At 65.3% G+C, this 18,837-nt stretch carries 15 protein-coding genes; 4 read left to right on the top strand and 11 right to left on the bottom strand.

Going from position 1 to position 18,837, the window contains the following annotated elements:
- Positions 1–9 precede the first annotated feature (9 nt).
- The gene (leuA, locus tag KTR40_RS09545; RefSeq protein WP_139029229.1) at positions 10–1,749 is read right to left on the bottom strand and encodes a 2-isopropylmalate synthase; all 1,740 of its coding nucleotides are present in this window, start codon (positions 1,747–1,749) and stop codon (positions 10–12) included.
- A 252-nt stretch (positions 1,750–2,001) separates the two neighbouring features.
- Here leuA and KTR40_RS09550 point away from each other — a divergent pair, with 252 nt between their 5' ends.
- Positions 2,002–3,954 carry a M13 family metallopeptidase gene (locus KTR40_RS09550; protein ID WP_139029230.1) on the top strand — a complete coding sequence of 651 codons (1,953 nt, stop codon included), beginning with the start codon at positions 2,002–2,004 and terminating at the stop codon, positions 3,952–3,954.
- Between the two features lie 55 nt (positions 3,955–4,009).
- Here KTR40_RS09550 and KTR40_RS09555 read toward each other — a convergent pair whose 3' ends face one another.
- The 5 genes from KTR40_RS09555 to KTR40_RS09575 all read right to left on the bottom strand — a co-directional run bounded on the left by KTR40_RS09555 (position 4,010) and on the right by KTR40_RS09575 (position 9,506).
- A complete protein-coding gene (locus tag KTR40_RS09555) occupies positions 4,010–5,458 on the bottom strand; it encodes an LCP family protein (protein WP_228403489.1) in 1,449 nt (482 codons plus the stop codon).
- A gap of 218 nt (positions 5,459–5,676) precedes the next feature.
- Positions 5,677–6,636, bottom strand: coding sequence for a GTPase Era (gene era / locus KTR40_RS09560; protein ID WP_228403490.1), 960 nt, complete (start codon positions 6,634–6,636; stop codon positions 5,677–5,679).
- Positions 6,620–7,951 (bottom strand): hemolysin family protein, encoded by a 1,332-nt coding sequence (locus tag KTR40_RS09565; protein WP_228403491.1) that lies wholly within the window; start codon positions 7,949–7,951, stop codon positions 6,620–6,622. The genes era and KTR40_RS09565 overlap by 17 nt, the downstream gene beginning before the upstream one ends.
- Positions 7,948–8,421 (bottom strand): rRNA maturation RNase YbeY, encoded by a 474-nt coding sequence (gene ybeY, locus KTR40_RS09570; protein WP_139029234.1) that lies wholly within the window; start codon positions 8,419–8,421, stop codon positions 7,948–7,950. The genes KTR40_RS09565 and ybeY overlap by 4 nt, the downstream gene beginning before the upstream one ends.
- Positions 8,418–9,506 (bottom strand): PhoH family protein, encoded by a 1,089-nt coding sequence (locus KTR40_RS09575; protein WP_228403492.1) that lies wholly within the window; start codon positions 9,504–9,506, stop codon positions 8,418–8,420. Before KTR40_RS09575 ends, ybeY begins: the two co-directional genes overlap by 4 nt.
- Before the next feature lie 359 nt (positions 9,507–9,865).
- On the opposite strand from KTR40_RS09575, the gene KTR40_RS09580 reads away from it, so the two are divergent.
- Entirely contained in the window at positions 9,866–10,813 is a 948-nt protein-coding gene (locus KTR40_RS09580; RefSeq protein WP_228403493.1) for a GerMN domain-containing protein, read from the top strand.
- A 27-nt stretch (positions 10,814–10,840) separates the two neighbouring features.
- Here the strand turns inward: KTR40_RS09580 and KTR40_RS09585 are convergent, their stop codons facing one another.
- From KTR40_RS09585 to hrcA, 3 genes are all read right to left on the bottom strand, one after another.
- On the bottom strand, positions 10,841–11,635 hold the full coding sequence (locus KTR40_RS09585) for a 16S rRNA (uracil(1498)-N(3))-methyltransferase (protein ID WP_228403494.1): 795 nt from the start codon (positions 11,633–11,635) through the stop codon (positions 10,841–10,843).
- 2 nt (positions 11,636–11,637) lie between these two features.
- Entirely contained in the window at positions 11,638–12,765 is a 1,128-nt protein-coding gene (gene dnaJ / locus KTR40_RS09590) for a molecular chaperone DnaJ (RefSeq protein WP_228403495.1), read from the bottom strand.
- An 80-nt stretch (positions 12,766–12,845) separates the two neighbouring features.
- Positions 12,846–13,859 (bottom strand): heat-inducible transcriptional repressor HrcA, encoded by a 1,014-nt coding sequence (gene hrcA, locus KTR40_RS09595; RefSeq protein ID WP_139029239.1) that lies wholly within the window; start codon positions 13,857–13,859, stop codon positions 12,846–12,848.
- Between the two features lie 176 nt (positions 13,860–14,035).
- On the opposite strand from hrcA, the gene KTR40_RS09600 reads away from it, so the two are divergent.
- Both KTR40_RS09600 and KTR40_RS09605 read left to right on the top strand, forming a co-directional pair.
- Entirely contained in the window at positions 14,036–14,890 is an 855-nt protein-coding gene (locus KTR40_RS09600) for a DUF3097 domain-containing protein (protein ID WP_228403496.1), read from the top strand.
- Positions 14,891–15,036: 146 nt separating this feature from the next.
- Positions 15,037–15,459, top strand: coding sequence for a DUF4870 domain-containing protein (locus tag KTR40_RS09605; protein WP_139029241.1), 423 nt, complete (start codon positions 15,037–15,039; stop codon positions 15,457–15,459).
- Positions 15,460–15,541: 82 nt separating this feature from the next.
- Here KTR40_RS09605 and hemW read toward each other — a convergent pair whose 3' ends face one another.
- Positions 15,542–16,771, bottom strand: coding sequence for a radical SAM family heme chaperone HemW (gene hemW / locus KTR40_RS09610; protein WP_228403497.1), 1,230 nt, complete (start codon positions 16,769–16,771; stop codon positions 15,542–15,544).
- Between the two features lie 36 nt (positions 16,772–16,807).
- A complete protein-coding gene (lepA, locus tag KTR40_RS09615) occupies positions 16,808–18,661 on the bottom strand; it encodes a translation elongation factor 4 (protein ID WP_228403498.1) in 1,854 nt (617 codons plus the stop codon).
- Positions 18,662–18,837 lie beyond the last annotated feature (176 nt).

Genomic DNA, 18,837 nt, shown 5'->3' on the forward strand with positions numbered 1-18,837 from the left:
GTGCGCTGTCTAGGCCCGGGCGTCCCGGATGGCGCGGTTCACGGCTGAAATAACTGCCTTCAGTGAAGACATGCTGGTGTTGGCGTCGATGCCCACACCCCACAGGACACGCTCCCCCACGGCGCATTCGACGTAGGCGGCCGCCATGGCGTTGCCGCCTTCGGAGAGGGCGTGTTCGCTGTAGTCGAGGACCCGGACGTCCACGCCGTCTTCGCGCAGGATGCTCAGCAGTGCGGCGATGGGGCCGTTGCCGGTGCCGGTCCGCTGGACCTGCACGCCGTCCACGGTGAGCGAGGCGTGAAGCGTCATGCCGCCGTCGTCATCCGTTTCCGTCTTCACAGCGCCGAGGGAATAGCGGCCCCACTGCCCGTCGGCCTTCCCGGACGGCAGGTACTCGTCCTGGAAGACCTGCCACAGCTGGGCGCCGCTTACTTCGCCACCCACCGTGTCCGTCCGCTTCTGGATGACGCCGGAGAATTCGATCTGGGCGCGGCGCGGCAGGTCCAGGCTGTGCTCGTTCTTGAGGAGGTAGGCCACGCCGCCCTTGCCGGACTGCGAGTTGACCCGGATAACGGCCTCGTAGCTGCGGCCCAGGTCCTTGGGGTCCACGGGCAGGTAGGGCACCTGCCAGGTGAAGTCTTCGACGGCCTTGCCGGCAGCCGCTGCGTCCCGCTCCAGCGCCTCGAAGCCCTTCTTGATGGCGTCCTGGTGCGAGCCGGAGAACGCCGTGAAGACGAGGTCGCCGCCGTAGGGTGACCGCTCGGGGACGGGGAGCTGGTTGCAGTACTCCACGGTCCGGCGGACGTCGTCGATGTTGGAGAAGTCGATCATGGGGTCGATGCCCTGGACAAACAGGTTAAGGCCCAGCGTCACCAGGTCAACATTGCCGGTCCGTTCACCGTTGCCGAACAGGCAGCCCTCGATGCGGTCGGCGCCGGCCATGTAGCCCAGTTCCGCGGCCGCCACGCCCGTGCCGCGGTCGTTGTGCGGGTGCAGCGAGAGGATGATGCCTTCGCGCGGGTGCAGGTGGCGGCTCATCCACTCAATGGAGTCGGCGTACACGTTGGGGGTGGCCATCTCCACCGTTGCGGGCAGGTTAATGATGACCTGGCGGTCGGCGGAGGCCTCAAAAACATCCGCGACGGCGTTGCAGACGCGCACGGCGTATTCCAGCTCCGTGCCCGTAAACGACTCCGGGGAGTACTCATAGGTCACGTGGGTGTCCGCGAGGGTTTCCTCGTACTTCTTGCACAGCCGCGCACCCTGCAGGGCGATGTCCAGGATGCCGTCCTCGTCCTGGTTGAAGACCACCCGGCGCTGCAGGACGGAGGTGGAGTTGTAAAGGTGCACGATGGCCTGCTTGGCGCCCACCAGCGATTCGTAGGTTCGCTCGATCAGGTGCTCGCGGGCCTGGGTGAGGACCTGGATGGTGACGTCGTCCGGGATGTGGTTGCCTTCAATGAGCTGGCGGACAAAGTCGAAGTCCGTCTGGGAGGCCGAGGGGAAGCCTACCTCGATCTCCTTGTAGCCCATCCGCACCAGGAGATCGAACATCTTCATTTTGCGGGCGGGGCTCATGGGATCGATCAGGGCCTGGTTGCCGTCACGCAGGTCCACCGCGCACCAGCGGGGGGCTTTGGTAATGACCTTGTCCGGCCAGGTGCGGTCCGGCAGCTCAACCTTGATCTGGTCCTGGAAAGGCGTGTAGCGGTGGGCAGGCATTCCTGAGGGCTTCTGTGCGTTTCGCATTACTATCGGGGCCTTTTCTGTGGTTCTTCGTTGAAAGGGTGGCCGGGCAACACAAACTCCGCAGCGAGGGTGGGCCTTGCGCTAGATCGCGTCTGAGGCCTCGCCGCGGCAGCTAAGGAGAAGGAGCTCTGCACGCACCTTTTGAGGGTAACACGCGTGCGTAAGATGAAAGGGCACTACCGTCCGTAAAGTCCACCATGCAGACGCCTCCGGGTATTCGACCGGGCGCGGCCCTTCATCAAAGGAGTTTCAGTGCCCATATCGGGGATCGACCTGTCCACCATCGACCACACGGTCCGGCCGCAGGATGACCTGTACCAGCACGTCAACGGTGCCTGGCTGAAGGCCACGGAAATCCCTGACGACCGCCCCCTGGAGGGCACCTTCACGGCCCTCCGGGACGGTTCGGAGATCGCGGTCCGGGACATCATTGAAGAAGCGGCAGCCAAGGGTGGGGCCGCCAGCGGAATCGAGCGGAAGATCGGGGACCTTTACAACAGCTTCATGGATGAGGCCTCTGTAGAGGCCAAGGGCCTTGAACCGATCCGGCAGAGGCTGGCGGCCGTGTTCGCCACGACCTCCGTGGCAGAGCTCGTGTCCCTGGCAGGGCGGCTCTTCCGGGCCGACGTTGGCGGGCTCTTCTACATCTACCCCGCGCCGGACGCCGGCAACCCCGACCGGATTCTTTTGTACACCGGCCAGGGCGGCCTCGGACTTCCCGACGAGTCGTACTACCGGGAAGAGAAGTTCGCACCGATGGTCACTGCGTACCAAGCGCATGTAAAAACCATGCTCGAACTGGCGGGCGTGGCCGACGCCGGTGCCGCCGCAGGGCGGGTTGTGGAGCTGGAGACCAAGCTCGCATCCCACCACTGGGACAATGTCACGCTGCGGGACCCGCAGAAAACCTACAACCTCAAGACGGCGGACGAAGCGTCCGCCCTGTTCCCGCTGCTCACCACCTGGTTCGAAGCTGCCGGGATCGACGAGGCCAAACGGCAGGAAATCGTGGTGAGCACCCCGCCGTTCTTCGAGGGCGCCGCGGCGCTCCTCGAATCCGAGCCCCTGGCCCACTGGCAGGAATGGCTCGCCATGCGGGTGGTGAGCGCCGCGGCCCCCTACCTGTCGTCGTCGTTCGTGGATGCCAACTTCGCGTTCTACGGGACCACCATCAGCGGCACCCCGCGGAACAAGGACCGCTGGAAGCGCGGCGTCGCCGTCGTCGAAGCGGCACTGGGCGAAGCCGTGGGACAGATCTACGTGGCCCGCCACTTCCCCGAGACGCACAAGGCCCGCATGCAGGCGCTTGTTGCCAATCTGATTGAGGCCTACCGGCAGAGCATCACCGCAGTGGGCTGGATGGGAGAGGCCACGAAGGCGGAGGCGCTTCGGAAACTGGAGGGCTTCCGGGCGAAGATCGGCTACCCGGAGGAATGGATTGACTACTCAGCCGTGGAGATCGATCCGGCTGACCTCCTGGGCAACGTGGAGCGTGCACACAATGCCGACGTCGACCGGCACCTTGACGAGGTGGGCAAGCCGGTGGACCGCAACAAGTGGCTCATGACACCGCAGACGGTCAACGCGTACTACCACCCCATGATGAACGAAATCGTGTTCCCGGCAGCGATCCTGCAGCCTCCGTTCTTCACCGCCGACGCGGACGACGCCGTGAACTACGGCGGCATCGGGGCCGTCATCGGGCACGAGATCGGCCATGGTTTTGACGACCAGGGATCCCAGTTCGACGGCGGCGGAACGCTGCGGAACTGGTGGACGGATGAGGACCGGCAGGCTTTCGAAAAGCTCACCGCCAAACTCGTGGCCCAGTACGATGCCCTGTCACCCTCCGCGGCGCCGGGACACAACGTCAACGGCCGGCTCACGCTTGGCGAAAATATCGGCGACCTGGCCGGGCTGGCGATCGCCTACAAGGCGTATCAGATCAGCCTTGACGGTAAGGAGCCGGAGGTCCTGGACGGCCTGACCGGGGAGCAGCGCTTTTTTGCCTCCTGGGCCGCCGGATGGCGGCAGGTCATCAGGCAGGAGGAGGCTATCCGCCGCCTCGCGACGGACCCCCACTCCCCCAACGAGTTCCGCACCAATGCCATTGCCAGGAACCTCGACGCCTTCCACGAAGCATTCGATGTTTCCGAGCAGGACGGCATGTGGATGCCTCCCGGGGAACGCGTCAGCATCTGGTAGCAGCGCGGGATGGGGCCCGCCCTCCGGCGGGCCCCATCGACGTTAAGCCTGCCTGCTAATCCCCGACGACAAGGGCCGGGTTGGCCTGCTGGCAGGAAGCGTCTTTTGCTGTCTGGTTAACGATGTCCTCGGGCAGTACGGCCGCCCCGTACGTAGTGCCGGCGGTGAAGTCGGTACCGAGGTACACCTGGACCCCCGCAATGTTCGGCGCAGGCAGCATCTGTGCGGCCGGGATGCCCAACATCGCCGCAACATCCGCTGCAACATCCGCGAAATCCGCGCCGTAGTAGACCACCGACTGCGCCACCGCCGTCGCCTCGAACTGGCCGGCCTGCGTGAATCCGCCGGAGATCAGTGCCTGGACAATTTCCTGCGCACGGCCCGGGACGCCGCTGCCGTTGGCCACAGTGACCGGTTGCAGGGCTTTGTCGTAGGGCGGGAGCGCAGGCGCGGTTTCCGTGGGGGCCGTGGTGGGGGGCGCCGATGTTTCGGAAGGCGCCGGCGACGGCGCGGTGGGATCGGTCAGGTCGACGTCCTGGCGCAGGGCGGAGAAGAGCTGGGAACCGGCGGGCTCAGCAATCTGGAGCCTGTTGGGATCCATCACTGCCGGCGCAGTGGGGACAGCCACGAACGCCACTTTGCTGATGTCGATGTCCTTGAGCCGGGTCCCGATGGTGAGCAGGCTTGGCACCGAGGCGAGTCCTTCATCGACGGTCAGGTTTTGGGTGACGACGTCGGCGATCTTCAGCATCTTGCCGGGATCCGAAAGCGTTCCGTCGTCCTTGATCTTGCGGGTCAGGGACGACAGGAAGCCTTGCTGCGCCTTGATGCGGCCGAGGTCGCCGCCGTCGGCAAAAGCGTGCCGGGTGCGCAGGAACGCGAGGGCCATTTCGCCCTGGACCGCGGAGGTTCCGGCGGGCAGCCGGAGGCGGGAGTCAGGATCGTAGACGGCGTCGCTGATGCACACCTCGACTCCCCCGACCGCGTTGGACAGTTCCTTCACCGCGTTGAAGTCGGCCATCATGAAGTGGTCAACCTCCAGGCCGGTGAGCTTGTTGACCGTATCCACGGCGCAGCCAATGCCCGCTTCCGCCATGGCTTCGTTGATCATCACGCCGCTGCGGGCAGGATAGACCTGGTTGGTTTTTGTGTCCTTGCACTGCGGGATGTCAACCAGCAGGTCCCGCGGGAAGCTGATGACGCTGACGCGTTTGTTGTCCTCGGAGATGTCCATCAGCATCATGACATCGGACTTGCCGTATCCGTTGGAGTCATCCGCGGTGCCGTAGCCGGAGTTCTTCCCGTCACGCGTGTCCGAACCGAGAATAAGGATCTGCATCCGTCCGGAGGCGTCACTCACCGAATCGGTGCTGCCGCCGCCTGCATTCAGGGGGGCTTTGGAAATATTGCCCTGCAGGCGCAGGAACCAGAAGCCGGCAAACACGAGGCCGCCCACAATGGCCACTGAGAGGACGGCTGTGACCACCTTGAGCCACACCGGCATGCGGCTGACGGGCCCAAGATGGCGGGCCGCGCCGGCGGCTCCGTCCTCGGCATGTCGGGATACGGGTCCGGGCCCTGCGGGCCCGTCGAATCCGTTGTCGCGTCTATCGCGGCCTAGCCCCACGTGGTGAACCTTCCTCTAAAAACCAAATCCGGCCCATTTTAGTGGCCCAGGCTGGGAAAATGCCGGGCGGTCCGCGCCGGCACGGCTGTCGCGGCTCAGAAGCCCAGCTTTACCAGCTGTTTCGGGTCCCGCTGCCAGTCCTTCGCCACCTTCACGTGAAGGTCAAGATAGATCCGCGTGCCGAGGAGCGCCTCGATGCCCTTGCGGGCATTGGTGCCAACTTCGCGCAGCCGGCTGCCGCCCTTGCCGATGATGATGGCCTTCTGCGAGGGACGTTCAACGTACAGGTTGACCCGCACGTCCAGCAGCGGGCTGTCTTCCGGCCGGTCTTCGCGGGGAACAATTTCCTCCACCACAACAGCGAGCGAGTGGGGCAGTTCATCGCGGACGCCTTCCAGCGCCGCCTCCCGGATCAGTTCGGCGACCATGACGGCCTCGGGCTCGTCCGTCAGCTCACCGTCCGGGTACAGCGGGGGCGACGGCGGCATGTGGGTGATCAGGACGTCCGCCACGGTGCCCACCTGGAAGCCGTCGGTGGCAGAAACGGGAACGATATCCTTCCAGCCGTCCTCCCCCATCACCTCCCGGCCGAGGGCCGCAACAGCCAGGAGCTGTTCGGTCAGGGCCTGGCGGTCCACGAGGTCGGCTTTGGTGACGATGGCAATCACGGGCTTGCTGCCCACTGCTGCAAGCTGCGCGGCAATGAATTTGTCCCCGGGGCCGATCTTTTCGTTGGCCGGCAGGCAGAAGCCAATCGCGTCCACCTCGGCCAGCGTGTCTGCCACGAGGTCGTTGAGGCGCTTCCCGAGAAGGGTGCGGGGGCGGTGGAGCCCTGGCGTATCCACGAGGATGAGCTGGGCATCCTCGCGGTGGACGATGCCTCGGATGGTGTGGCGGGTCGTCTGCGGCTTCGCGGAAGTAATAGCCACTTTCTTGCCCACCAGCGCGTTCGTCAAAGTGGACTTGCCCGCGTTGGGCCGGCCCACCAGGATCGAGAACCCTGCCCGGAAACCGCCAAAATCGTCGTGGCTTTCGGCCTTATTTTTCTTGCTCACGTGAGACTCCCTGCTGGGTTGCTTCCGCCTCGTCGAAGAGGTCTTCAAGGTCAGTGTCTTCTTTTGCCAACGGCGCCGCAATGATGTGGCTGACGCGGTTCCGTCGGCCTTCAAGCCGGTCGGCCCTGAGGGACACGCCGTGTACTTCCACGGAGCTCCCCACGATGGGAACGCGGCCCAGGGCCTTGGCGAGGAGGCCGCCGACGGTGTCCACTTCGTCGTCGTCAAGCTCAATGTCAAAGAGCTCCCCGAGGTCGTCGATGCCCATGCGTGCGCTGACCCGGTACGAGCCGTCACCCAACGCAACCGCCTCGGCGCTTTCGGTGTCGTACTCGTCCACGATTTCGCCCACGATTTCCTCGATCAGGTCCTCCAGGGTGACCAGGCCGGCCGTTCCGCCGTATTCATCGATCACGATGGCCACGTGCGTGGACTCTTTCTGCAGCTCGCGGAGCAGGTCGCTGACGGGTTTGGACTCCGGTACGTACCGGACGTCGCGGGCGAGCGACTCCACCAGCGGCGGTTCCTCATTGGGCGCCAGCTCATGGATGACGGCGGCAACATCCTTCAGGTAGATGATGCCGAGGATATGGTCGGTGCTGTCGCCGATGACCGGAATCCGGGAATAGCCGGAGCGGAGGAACAGGGACATTGCCTGGCGCAGGCTGGACCCCGCCTCGATGGTGAGGATGTCTGTCCGGGGCACCATGACGGCCCGGACAAGGGTGTCCCCGAAGTCGAAGACGGACTGGATCATCTCAGCCTCGGTGTCCTCGATCATGTCCGACTCGCTGGCGCGCTCCACGAGTTCACGGAATTCCTGCTCGCTGAAGAACGCCTCGTCACCGCCGGGCGCTCCCGGGGCCGCGGTACTTCCAAGCCTCACCAGCCAGCCGGGGATGGGCCCCAGGACCCAAGTGAGGAAACGGATCATGGGCGCGGTGAAGCGGACAACAGCAGCTGCGTGGAGCCGGCCGAGCTGCCGCGGTGAGACGCCAACAATGACAAAGCCCAGCAGGGCCATGATCCCGGTTGCCGCCAGGCCCGCAAGCCAGACATTGCTGAGCAGGCTGTAGAGCAGGACGGACACGGCGACGGCGGACGCCATTTCGAACCAGACGCGCCAGAACCGCAGGGCCCTGATGTGGGCCACCGGCTGGCCGAGGATGCGCCGCAGGGCGCCACCGCGGCTTTTGACCAGGGCTTCTTCGGCGTCATGGCGCGGAATGAAGTTGAATGCGGCCTCCGCCGCGGTCAGCACGGCCGCAACGGCCAGGAAAACCAAGGCCATTGCCACGAGGAGCAGGGGCGTCACTGGGTGGTCTCGGCAGGCGCTTCTTTGCCGGTGAAGCCGGACAGCAGTTCACGCTGGAGCCCGAACATTTCGGCCTTTTCCTCGGGTTCGGCGTGGTCGTAGCCCAGCAGGTGCAGGATCCCGTGGGTGGTCAGCAGCAACATCTCGTCCTGGAGGGGGTGGCCGGCGTTTTTGGCCTGGACCTTGGCCACCTGCGGGCAGATGGCAATGTCGCCCAGCATTCCCTGCGGTGTGGGCCGGTCCGGCGTACCCGGGGTCAGCTCGTCCATGGGCACGGACAGCACATCTGTGGAGCCCGGCTCATCCATCAGCTCAATGTGGAGCTTCTCCATGGCAGGTTCGTCCACCAGGAGGATGGACAGTTCAGCTTGCGGATGGATGTAGAGCTGTTCGAATATGTACCGGGACAACGCCACGAGTTCAGCTTCATCCACCTGGACGCCGGACTCATTGTTCACCTCGATGCTCATGAGTGTTCCCCCCGCTTGCCGGCGCCCGCCGAATGCTTCACCCGGCTGCGCTGTGCGTCATCCCAGATGCTGTAGGCATTGACAATATCCCCCACCAGCCGGTGCCGGACAACATCCGCTGCGTCCAGCACGGAAAAACTGACGCCTTCGATGCCCTGCAGGATCTCCTCGACAATGCGGAGCCCGGAACGGGTGCCGAAAGGCAGGTCCACCTGGGTGACGTCACCGGTGACCACCATCTTGGAGCCAAAGCCAAGCCGGGTCAGGAACATCTTCATCTGCTCGGGCGTGGTGTTCTGCGCCTCGTCAAGGATGATGAAGGCGTCATTGAGCGTTCGTCCGCGCATGTAGGCCAGGGGAGCCACTTCTATGGTGCCGGCCGCCATCAGCCTGGGAATGGACTCCGGGTCCATCATGTCGTGCAGCGCGTCGTAAAGCGGGCGGAGGTAGGGATCGATCTTGTCGCTCAGGGTTCCCGGCAGGAATCCCAGCCGCTCCCCCGCCTCAACTGCCGGACGCGTCAGGATGATCCGGCTGACCTCCTTCTGCTGAAGCGCCTGCACTGCCTTGGCCATGGCCAGGTAGGTCTTGCCGGTTCCGGCCGGGCCGATGCCGAAAATCACGGTGTTGTCGTCGATGGCGTCAACGTAGGTCTTCTGGTTCAGCGTCTTCGGCCGGATCGTCTTCCCGCGGCTGGACAGGATGTCGTGCGTCAGCACGTCCACGGGGTTTTGCAGTGACTGGGTACGCAGGAGGGCCACGAGCTGCTGCAGGACGGCCGGACTGATGACGGTTCCACGGGCCACCAGGCCGCGGACCTCGTGGAGGAGCCGCATGATGCGGGGCACGTCGCTGGCAGGACCGGTGATGGAGAGCTCGTTGCCGCGGACATGGAAATTGACGTGCGGGAACTGTTCCTCGATGAAGCGCAGCGCCTCATCGTGGCTGCCCAGTGACTGGACCATCTGGTCGGAGTTGTCGAAAACAACAACTTCGGTACGGCTGCCGGGGAGAGAGTGGGGAAATTCCCCTGCGGCGCCTTCGCCCGTGTTGAGCCGGCGCTTTCCATTCGCTGATTCAGTCATGGTGATGGCCCGCAGGCCCGTTATCCCCTCAAAGTCCGAAAATAAATGTCCACCGCCGGGCCGGTCACCGCATCCGGTGCGCCTTGCCCAAGCGGTCCCTCCATCTTACGCCAGTACGGCGTCGACACCGGATTGTCCCACTACAAGGACAAGCGTGAACACGCCGTCCGGTACAGGAGGTTGCTTCATTAGGTATCAACTTCATATCGGCCTCATATCGTTCCTGTTGCAGTTGGCTCCAGTGGCTCCGGCAGGGCCATTCTGTTCGATGCCCTGTGCCATGCTGGAAATCCAGATTCATTGCTGGAGTACCGCCGCCCGGGGAAGCGGCCCATTCGTGAAAGGACGGGCAAACAAACGTGCCGGAATCTGCTGCGCCCCTGAGGGCAGGACGACGACAGGGCCGTGTCCGCCCTGCGGTCCTCGCGGCGGTTCTGGCAGTGACACCGCTCCTGGCGGGGTGCCTCGCCGAGCCGAATCCTGCACCGAGCGGGCTCCTGAATTCCGGCCCTGCTGCCACCGGCACTGCGCCGTCCACCAGCGCACCGCTCGAAACCACGCAGTCCTCCAACAAGGCGCCGGTGTACTGGATTGGCCGCACCGGCAGCAGCGTGTTCCTCTACCGTGAGTTCAGGGACGTGCCGGAGCAGGAGAACCCCGTGACCCGTGCCCTGCGGGCGATGATGCAGGATAAGCCGCTTGACCCCGACTTCTTCACCCCCTGGCAGAACCCCAGCGAGCTGGCCACCTCGATTTCCGGCAAGGACGTCATCACGGTGGACGTGTCCGAGGACGCGTTCAACAGCAACCTCGACGCCGACATGGCGGCCCGTGCCGTCCAGCAGCTGGTCTACACGGCCACGGCCGCTGCGGCCAGCTCCGGGCTCATCGATTCCGGGCAGCAGATCCGCGTGCGGATCCTGGTGGACGGGCACACAGACTACGTTGCTTTCGGCCACGTCCAGCTGGGCGACCCGATGACGAGGGCCGCGGGCATGGTGGCGCCCGTCTGGGTCATCGATCCGCAGGAAAATGTGGAAATCGCCGGCGGAAGCGTGAAGATCACTGGCCGCAGCACGCTTGCCGGCAGCAAGTTGCGCTGGCAGATCCAGCGGATGGAGGCGGGCGGCACCAAGGCGCCCTTCCTCACCGGAGAAACAACGGCCTCTGCCGAACCGGGACAGGGAGGGCTCTTTACGCTGGCCCTCACGCTCCCTGCGGGCGACTACGAGCTGCGCGTTGCCCAGGCCGGCGCCAGCGGGCAGCCGGACCAGAACGAGGACTCGCGGGCCTTCAAGGTCCGCTAGCCCGCACCCTGCAGCTCCGCTGCCTGCTCAACCGGCAGGTGCGGCGCGAGGGGCCGCCCATCGTCCCAGGACGTCGCTGGCGAGCACGACGGCGGCGGGCCCGGCAGTAGATGAGCGCAGCACATGGGGGCCCAGCAGCGCCGTGACGGCACCTTTGCCGCAGAGGCGGGTGACTTCCCGGGGACTGATGCCGCCTTCCGGTCCAACAAGCAGGAGCACTTCCCGCGGTTCCGTCCCGTTTCCGCCGCCCTGCCATGCTTCCAGCACGGTCCGCAGGGGCCTGACCGCGTCCTCATGCAGGATTATGGCAAGCTGAGCCGTCTCCACGAGGCCGGCCAGCGCGGCCGTGTCGACGGCGGGCCGTACCTCGGGAATCCATGCGCGGCGGGCCTGCTTGGCTGCCGCCGTGACCACGGACTGCCATTTGGCGTGGGCTTTCGCCGCCCGGTCGCCTTTCCACCGGACGATGGACCGCTCGGACTGCCAGGGTATAACGGCGTCGATCCCCAGCTCTGTTGCCGTCTCAATGGCAAGTTCGTCCCTGTCGCCTTTGGCCAGTGCCTGCACCAGCACCAGCCTGGTGCCTGGCTGCGGCTCGACGGACAGGGAGGCGCACTCAACATCAAGCCCGGACGGGGATGCCGCCAGCACCTTTCCGCTCATGCGGGTCCCGGCGCCGTCCACGATGTCAACGGGCTCGCCGGGGGCTATCCGCTTCACCGTGACGGCGTGCCGCGCCTCGGGCCCTTCAAGGACAAAGACCTCCCCCGCCACCATCTGGTCAAGGGAACCGGGAGGGGTGAAAAAGACCGGGTTGCTCACCGCTACAGGTTACCGAGCCGGTCCCGGAGCTTGGCGAACATGCCTCCGCTGGCCGCAAGCTTTCCTTCGGTGATCTGCTCACCGCGGAGTTTGGCAAGCTGCCGCAGGAGGTCCTCCTGTGCAGGGTCGAGTTTCGCGGGGGTTTCGACCTGGAGGTGCACTTTCAGGTCGCCGCGCCCGTAACCGCGGAGGTGGGTCACGCCAAGTCCACGAAGGGTGATGATCTCGCCGGACTGGGTGCCGGGCTTGACGTCGATTTCCTGCGGCCCGTCGAACGTTTCCAGGCTCACTTCGGTACCCAGGGCTGCCGCCGTCATGGGAATGTGCAGGGTAGCGTGGAGGTCGTCGTTGTCCCGGACATACGTGGCGTCGTTGTTTACGCGGATCTCGACGTAGAGGTCGCCGGCAGGGCCGCCGGCAGGACCTGCTTCGCCCTGGCCCGAGAGCTGGATGCGGGTTCCGGTGGCCACGCCGGCTGGAACCTTGATGGTCAGTGAACGGCGGCTGCGGATGCGTCCTTGGCCGCTGCACTCGTTGCAGGGGTCCTTGATGACGGTGCCGAAGCCTTCGCAGGTTCCGCACGGGGCGGCGGTCATGACCTGTCCCAGGATGGACCGGACTGCGCGCTGGACCTGGCCGCTGCCGCCGCAGATGTCGCAGCGTTCCGGGTGGGTTCCCGGCTGGCAGCACGAACCGTCGCAGGTGGGGCACGTAACGGCTGTGTCCACTTCCAGTTTCTTATTGACGCCGAAAACAGCGTCACGCAGTTCAATGCGGACACTGATGAGGGCGTCCTGGCCGCGCCTGACGCGGGAAGCCGGGCCGGTGCTTCCGCCGGCACCGAAGAAGGTGTCGAAAATGTCCTGGAACGCGAAGCCCTGGCCGGCGTATCCGCCTCCGCCGAAGCCGTTGTCCGTGCCGTTTTCGTTGCCGGTGGTGTCATAGACGCGGCGCTTCTGCGGGTCAGAGAGAACCTCGTAGGCGTGGGTCACGGCCTTGAAGCGGTCCGACGCGTCCTCACCCGGGTTGACGTCCGGGTGGAGGGTGCGCGCCAGTTTGCGGTAGGCCTTCTTGATCTCTTCTCCCGTGGCCTCCGGTGAGACTCCAAGGACGTCGTAATGGCTGCTCAAAGTTCGTATCTCTTCCTTGTTGTACTGCCTGCAGTTGGACTGCGGAAAATGCTCTGCCTGCCCGGGGGAACCGGAAAACGTCAGGGGCCCAGGATCCGCGAAAGGTACCGGGCGACGGCCCTGACGGCGGCCATGGTGGTGGGATAGTCCATCCTGGTTGGCCCCAGGACGCCGATTTTGGCAACGTGGTCCGGACCGTACCCTGTTGCAACCACGGATGCCTCGGCCAGGCCGTCGTAGGGATTCTCGCGGCCGATGCTGACAGCCACCCCGCGGTGGTCCTGCGCCATTTCGCTCAGCAGGCGGAGCATGACCACCTGCTCCTCAAGCGCTTCGAGGACCGGACCGATGCTGAGCGGAAAGTCCACGTTGGACCGCGCAAGGTTGGCTGTGCCCGCCATGACCATGCGGTCCTCCCTGCTGCTCTGGGCCAGTCCCTCGAGGCCGACGGCGAGGGCATGGGCGGCCTGCCTTTGGCTCGGGGCCGCTGTGGCCACCACCGCCGGCAGGGACTGGGCGAGCTGGCTCAGCGGCGTGCCGGCAAGGGATCCGAGGAACCGTGCCCGCAGGCTGGCGAGGGCGTCATCCGCCAGGTCCTGGCCGACGTCGATGACGCGCTGCTCCACCTTGCCGCTGTTGGCGATCAGCACCACCAGCACCTTCCGCGGTGCAAGGAGGACGAACTCGATATGGCGGACCAGTGCCCGGCTCAGGTGCGGGTACTGGACCACCGCAACCTGGTTGGTCAGCTGCGACAGCAGCCGGACGGTGCGGTCAAGGACGTCGTCAAGGTCGTCCGATCCTTCCAGCAGTGACTGGATGGCCCTCCGTTCCGCCTGGGACAGCGGTTTGACTGCAGAGATCTGGTCCACGAACAGCCGGTAACCCTTGTCTGTGGGGATACGCCCGGCGCTGGTGTGCGGAGCGGTGATCAGGCCCTCTTCCTCCAGGGCGGCCATATCGTTCCTGATCGTCGCGCTGGACACACCGAGATGGTGCCGCTCCACCAGGGCCTTGGACCCGACGGGTTCCCGGGAGTGGACGTAGTCCTCCACGATTGCACGCAGCACTTCGAGTTTGCGTGGCTCGCTCACACTCCACCTCCATCCAGGGTTCGGGGCGGCAGCACCGCCCGCGCTGTGCCACCTCAAGGGTTAGCACTCGACATGCCTAAGTGCTAACAGTCTATTATGCCTCCCCCCGTTGCTAGCATTGGTACCGCTCCGGGCGAAATTCCGGACCTGTACCGAACGCTAGGCGGAGTGAAACCATGCAGTACCAGAACTGGGGCCCGCGGGACTTGTCCGCTCCCGCAAAGACTGAACTGCCCGAGGTGCCCGTTGAACGGGGAATGGTGCTCGAGGACGTCCAGTCCGGCTGGGTGGGTGCCGTGACCCGCGTCGAAAAATCCGGCGGAATGCATGTGGTTGCCCTGGAGGACAGGCGCGGAAAGTCCAGGTCTTTCCGCTTGGGCTTCGGATTCCTCCTCGAAGGGCAGGCCATCAAGCTCCTGCCCCCGGCCCCGCGGCAGGCAGCCGGTGCCGTTGCCGGGCCCGGCCGGACGGCTTCCGGGTCAGTCCGGGTTGCCGGCCAGCGGGCGCAGGTGGCCAAAGCCAGCCGCATCTGGGTGGAGGGAAAGCACGACGCGGAACTGGTGGAAAAGGTCTGGGGAGATGACCTGCGCGTGGAGGGCATCGTCGTCGAACCCCTCCACGGCATTGATGACCTCGCGGCGGCAGTCGCAGGGTTCAGGCCCGGACCCGGCAGGCGGCTGGGTGTCCTGGTGGACCACCTCGTGCCGGACTCCAAGGAATCACGCATAGCCGACGCCGTTATGGCCTCGCCGGGTGCCGCGGGGAACGTCCTGATTGTGGGCCACCCCTATGTGGACGTGTGGCAGGCCATCCGGCCCGCTGTCCTGGGCATTGAGCAGTGGCCAGTGGTGCCGCGCGGGCAGGACTGGAAGACCGGCATCCTCGCAGCGTTCGGCTGGCCCCATGCCACCAAAGAGGACATCGGGCTCGGCTGGCAGAAACTCCTCGGCGCCGTCCGCACCTACGCAGACCTTGAAGCCTCGCTGTTGGGGAGGGTTGAGGAAGTCATCGACTTCCTCACCGTTCCCTGAGGGCGCTCCACCCCGGCGCGCGCATTCCGGCGCCGATACCGGGCAGTACCAAGTATTCTTGGTACTGCGGATCCTGCAACAATGCAGGCCTGCGCACCAAGTAAGCATTCTTGGCCGGCACCATTGCACTTCAGAAGGAACAGACTGTGGCAGAAAACGCACGCGATCACAGGGACACCCAGGGCGGCCAGGGCCGTTCGGAGTACCACGGCGTTCCCGCGAATGCGCTGCCCCTCACAGCCAGCGAAGACCGCCAATGGGCCACGATGGCCCACTTTGGGGGCATCCTGGGCTGTGTTCCGTCGCTGCTGATCTACCTGATCTTCCGGGACCGGGGGCCTTTCACCGCCCAGGAATCCAAGGAAGCCCTGAACTTCAGCCTGCCGCCCACCATCGCTGCCCTCGTTGCGAACATCCTGGTGGTCTTCGTCCCCGTGATCGGCAACGTCTTTGCCGTCATAGCCACCCTCATCTGGATTGCCCTGACCTGCTTCTCGGTGGCGGCCGGCATCCATGTCAACCGTGGACAGCCGCACCGGTACCAGTACAACCTGCGCTGGATCAAGTAACCCCACCCCCGCCCCGCAAGGCCGCACCGGCTCCACGGCCAGGGGAACGCTGCGGGCGCGGGCCCGCGTTGCTTTGTGCCGATCAGTCCGGGAGGACCCGGCGTACCACCGCGTCTGCCAGCAGCCTCCCTTTGAGCGTGAGGACCAGCCTTCCCTTGAAAGCGGCGGCAGGATCCACGAGGCCGTCCGCGATCAGTCCGGCCACCTCGTGCCGTCCCGCCTGGCCCAGTGACGACACGTCGAGGCCGGACTGGAGACGGGCCTCGAGCATGACACGCTCGACATTCCGGGTCTCCTGGTCCAGGGTTTCCCTGCCCGCTGCCGGTGACACTCCCTGCGCAAGGCGTCCGGCGTAGGCCGTGGGGTGCTTGACATTCCACCAGCGGACGCCGCCCACGTGGGAGTGCGCCCCCGGTCCAATCCCCCACCAGTCGTCGCCCCGCCAGTAGGCGAGGTTGTGCCGGCAGGCCTGCTCCGGCGTGCGGGCCCAGTTGCTGACCTCGTACCAGCCGAGGCCGGCCTGGGTGATGAGGTGGTCGGCGAGTTCGTACTTGTCGGCGTGGTCGTCGTCGTCGATTCCGAGAACTTCGCCACGGCGGATCTGGGCGGCGAGCTTGGTGCCGTCCTCCACAATGAGGGCGTAGGCGCTGATGTGGTCCGGCTGGTAGGACAGCGCCGTCTCAAGGGAGTAGCGCCAGTCGTCCAGCGACTCCCCTGGTGTCCCGTAAATGAGGTCCAGGCTCACGGCAAGTCCGGCATCACGCGCCCACTGAACGACCTGCGGCACGCGGCTGGGCGTGTGGGTCCTGTCCAGGACCTTCAGGACATGGGGAACAGCGGACTGCATGCCGAAGGAGACCCTGGTGAACCCGGCGTCCTTGAGAATGGCCAGGGATTCAGGGGTGACCGAGTCCGGGTTCGCCTCCGTCGTGACCTCGGCGCCGTCCTCGATTCCCCACTGGTCAATGGCGCGACGCAGGATGAGCGCGAGGTCCCCTGCGGGAAGGAGGGTTGGTGTGCCGCCGCCGAAGAACACCGTGCTCAGCGCGCGGGCGGGAAGTCCCGATTCGGCCAGAACCCTGGCAGCCAGCGACACTTCGGAGGCCGCAGTGGCGGCATACGCGTCCTGCGACGCGCCGCCGCCGAGCTCGGTGGCGGTGTAGGTGTTGAAATCGCAGTACCCGCACCGGACGGCACAGAAAGGAATGTGCACGTACAGCCCGAAAGCCCGGTCCGCCGCACCGTCCGCTGCCTGGGCAGGCAACAGACCGTCCGACGGCGCCGGGTCGCCGAGGGGAAGAATGCTAGGCATTGCTGGGGCCTCCGGTGTTGCCGGACGCTGTGTTCACTACTTCTTTGCCTTGTCCTTGGACTCATCGGTGGTGAGGGCGGCGATGAAGGCTTCCTGTGGAACCTCCACGCGGCCCACCATCTTCATGCGCTTCTTGCCTTCCTTCTGCTTTTCCAGCAGTTTGCGCTTACGCGAAATGTCACCGCCGTAGCACTTGGCGAGAACGTCCTTGCGGATGGCGCGGATGCTTTCCCGGGCAATGATCCTGGAGCCGATGGCCGCCTGGATGGGCACCTCGAACTGCTGGCGTGGAATCAGCTCGCGCAGCTTGGTGGTCATCATGACGCCGTAGGAGTATGCCTTGTCGCGGTGGGTGATGGCTGAGAAGGCATCCACCTGCTCGCCCTGGAGCATGATGTCCACCTTGACGAGGTCCGCCACCTGGTCGCCGTCGGCCTTCCAGTCAAGCGAGCCGTAGCCGCGGGTCTTGGACTTGAGGATGTCGAAGAAGTCGAAAACGATCTCGGCGAGCGGCAGGCGGTAGCGGATTTCCACCCTGTCCTCCGAGAGGTAGTCCATTCCGCCCATAACGCCGCGGCGGCTCTGGCACAGTTCCATGATGGCGCCGACGAACTCGTTCGGAGCGAGGATGGTGGCGGACACCATCGGTTCGCGGACCTCGTGGATCTTGCCGGAGGGGTATTCGCTGGGGTTGGTCACATGGACCACCTTCTTGTCCTCCAGCGTCACTTCGTATTCCACGTTGGGTGCGGTGGAAATCAGGTCCAGGTTGTACTCGCGCTCGAGCCGTTCGCGGGTGATTTCGAGGTGGAGCAGGCCGAGGAAGCCCACGCGGAAGCCGAAACCCAGCGCGGCCGACGTCTCGGGTTCGTAGACCAGCGCGGCGTCATTAAGCATCAGCTTCTCAAGCGCGTCCCGGAGCACCGGGTAGTCGGTGCCGTCCAGCGGATACAGGCCGGAGAACACCATCGGCTTGGCATCGGCATAGCCCGGCAGTGATTCAGCGGCCGGCTTCGCGAGGTTGGTGACGGTGTCGCCGACCTTGGAAAGGCGGACGTCCTTCACGCCGGTGATGAGGTATCCCACTTCGCCGACGCCGAGGCCCTTCGAGGGCGTGGGTTCCGGGGAGCTCACGCCGATCTCCAGGAGTTCGTGCGTGGCCCGCGTGGACATCATCTGGATGCGCTCGCGCGGGTGCAGCATGCCGTCCACCACGCGGACATAGGTGACCACGCCGCGGTAGGTGTCGTAGACGGAGTCGAAGATCATGGCGCGGGCCGGGGCGTTTGCGTCGCCCTCGGGAGCCGGCAGGTCGCGCACGATCTTGTCCAGCAGCGCTTCAACGCCCATGCCGGTCTTTCCCGATACGCGGAGCACGTCCTCCGGGTCGCCTCCGATGAGGCTGGCAAGTTCCGCAGCGTACTTCTCCGGCTGCGCTGCCGGAAGATCGATCTTGTTCAGGACCGGGATGATGGTGAGGTTGTTCTCCATCGCGAGGTACAGGTTGGCCAGCGTCTGGGCCTCGATGCCCTGCGCCGCGTCCACCAGGAGGATCGCCCCTTCGCAGGCTGCGAGGGAGCGGGAGACCTCGTACGTGAAGTCGACGTGGCCCGGGGTATCGATCATGTTGAGCGCGTAGCTCTTGCCGTCAAGTTCCCACGGCATCCGGACCGCCTGTGACTTGATGGTGATGCCGCGTTCGCGTTCGATGTCCATCCGGTCCAGGTACTGGGCCTTCATGTCGCGGGGCTGGACCACTCCGGTCAACTGAAGCATCCGGTCGGCCAGCGTGGACTTGCCGTGGTCAATGTGCGCGATGATGCAGAAATTCCGAATAATGGCCGGATCTGTCGCGGCGGGCACCGGGGCGGTGCGGGCCATGGGAGACACGCAGGGTCCTTACTGTTGGCATTCACTGATGGCATTGGGCAACCAGGCAGGACGCGCCGATGGCACGCTGCGGCCCGACCGCACATTTTCAACTTCCAGTGTCCCACGTCAGCGCCTGCGCCACCGCATCCTGGCTGGACCAGCTGTCTTCGTTCCCCCGTACCGGGCCCGGCTAT

The organism is Pseudarthrobacter sp. L1SW (genome assembly GCF_020809045.1).
Classification (GTDB): domain Bacteria; phylum Actinomycetota; class Actinomycetes; order Actinomycetales; family Micrococcaceae; genus Arthrobacter.

What these genes read in the sequence shown, in the direction of transcription:
- KTR40_RS09555 (WP_228403489.1), bottom strand. Translation starts at nt 5,458, where the DNA reads ATGCCGGTGTGGCTCAAGGTGGTCACAGCCGTCCTCTCAGTGGCCATT.
- ybeY (WP_139029234.1), bottom strand. Translation starts at nt 8,421, where the DNA reads ATGAGCATCGAGGTGAACAATGAGTCCGGCGTCCAGGTGGATGAAGCT.
- KTR40_RS09600 (WP_228403496.1), top strand. Translation starts at nt 14,036, where the DNA reads ATGCAGTACCAGAACTGGGGCCCGCGGGACTTGTCCGCTCCCGCAAAG.
- hemW (WP_228403497.1), bottom strand. Translation starts at nt 16,771, where the DNA reads ATGCCTAGCATTCTTCCCCTCGGCGACCCGGCGCCGTCGGACGGTCTG.
- leuA (WP_139029229.1), bottom strand. Translation starts at nt 1,749, where the DNA reads ATGCGAAACGCACAGAAGCCCTCAGGAATGCCTGCCCACCGCTACACG.
- KTR40_RS09575 (WP_228403492.1), bottom strand. Translation starts at nt 9,506, where the DNA reads ATGACTGAATCAGCGAATGGAAAGCGCCGGCTCAACACGGGCGAAGGC.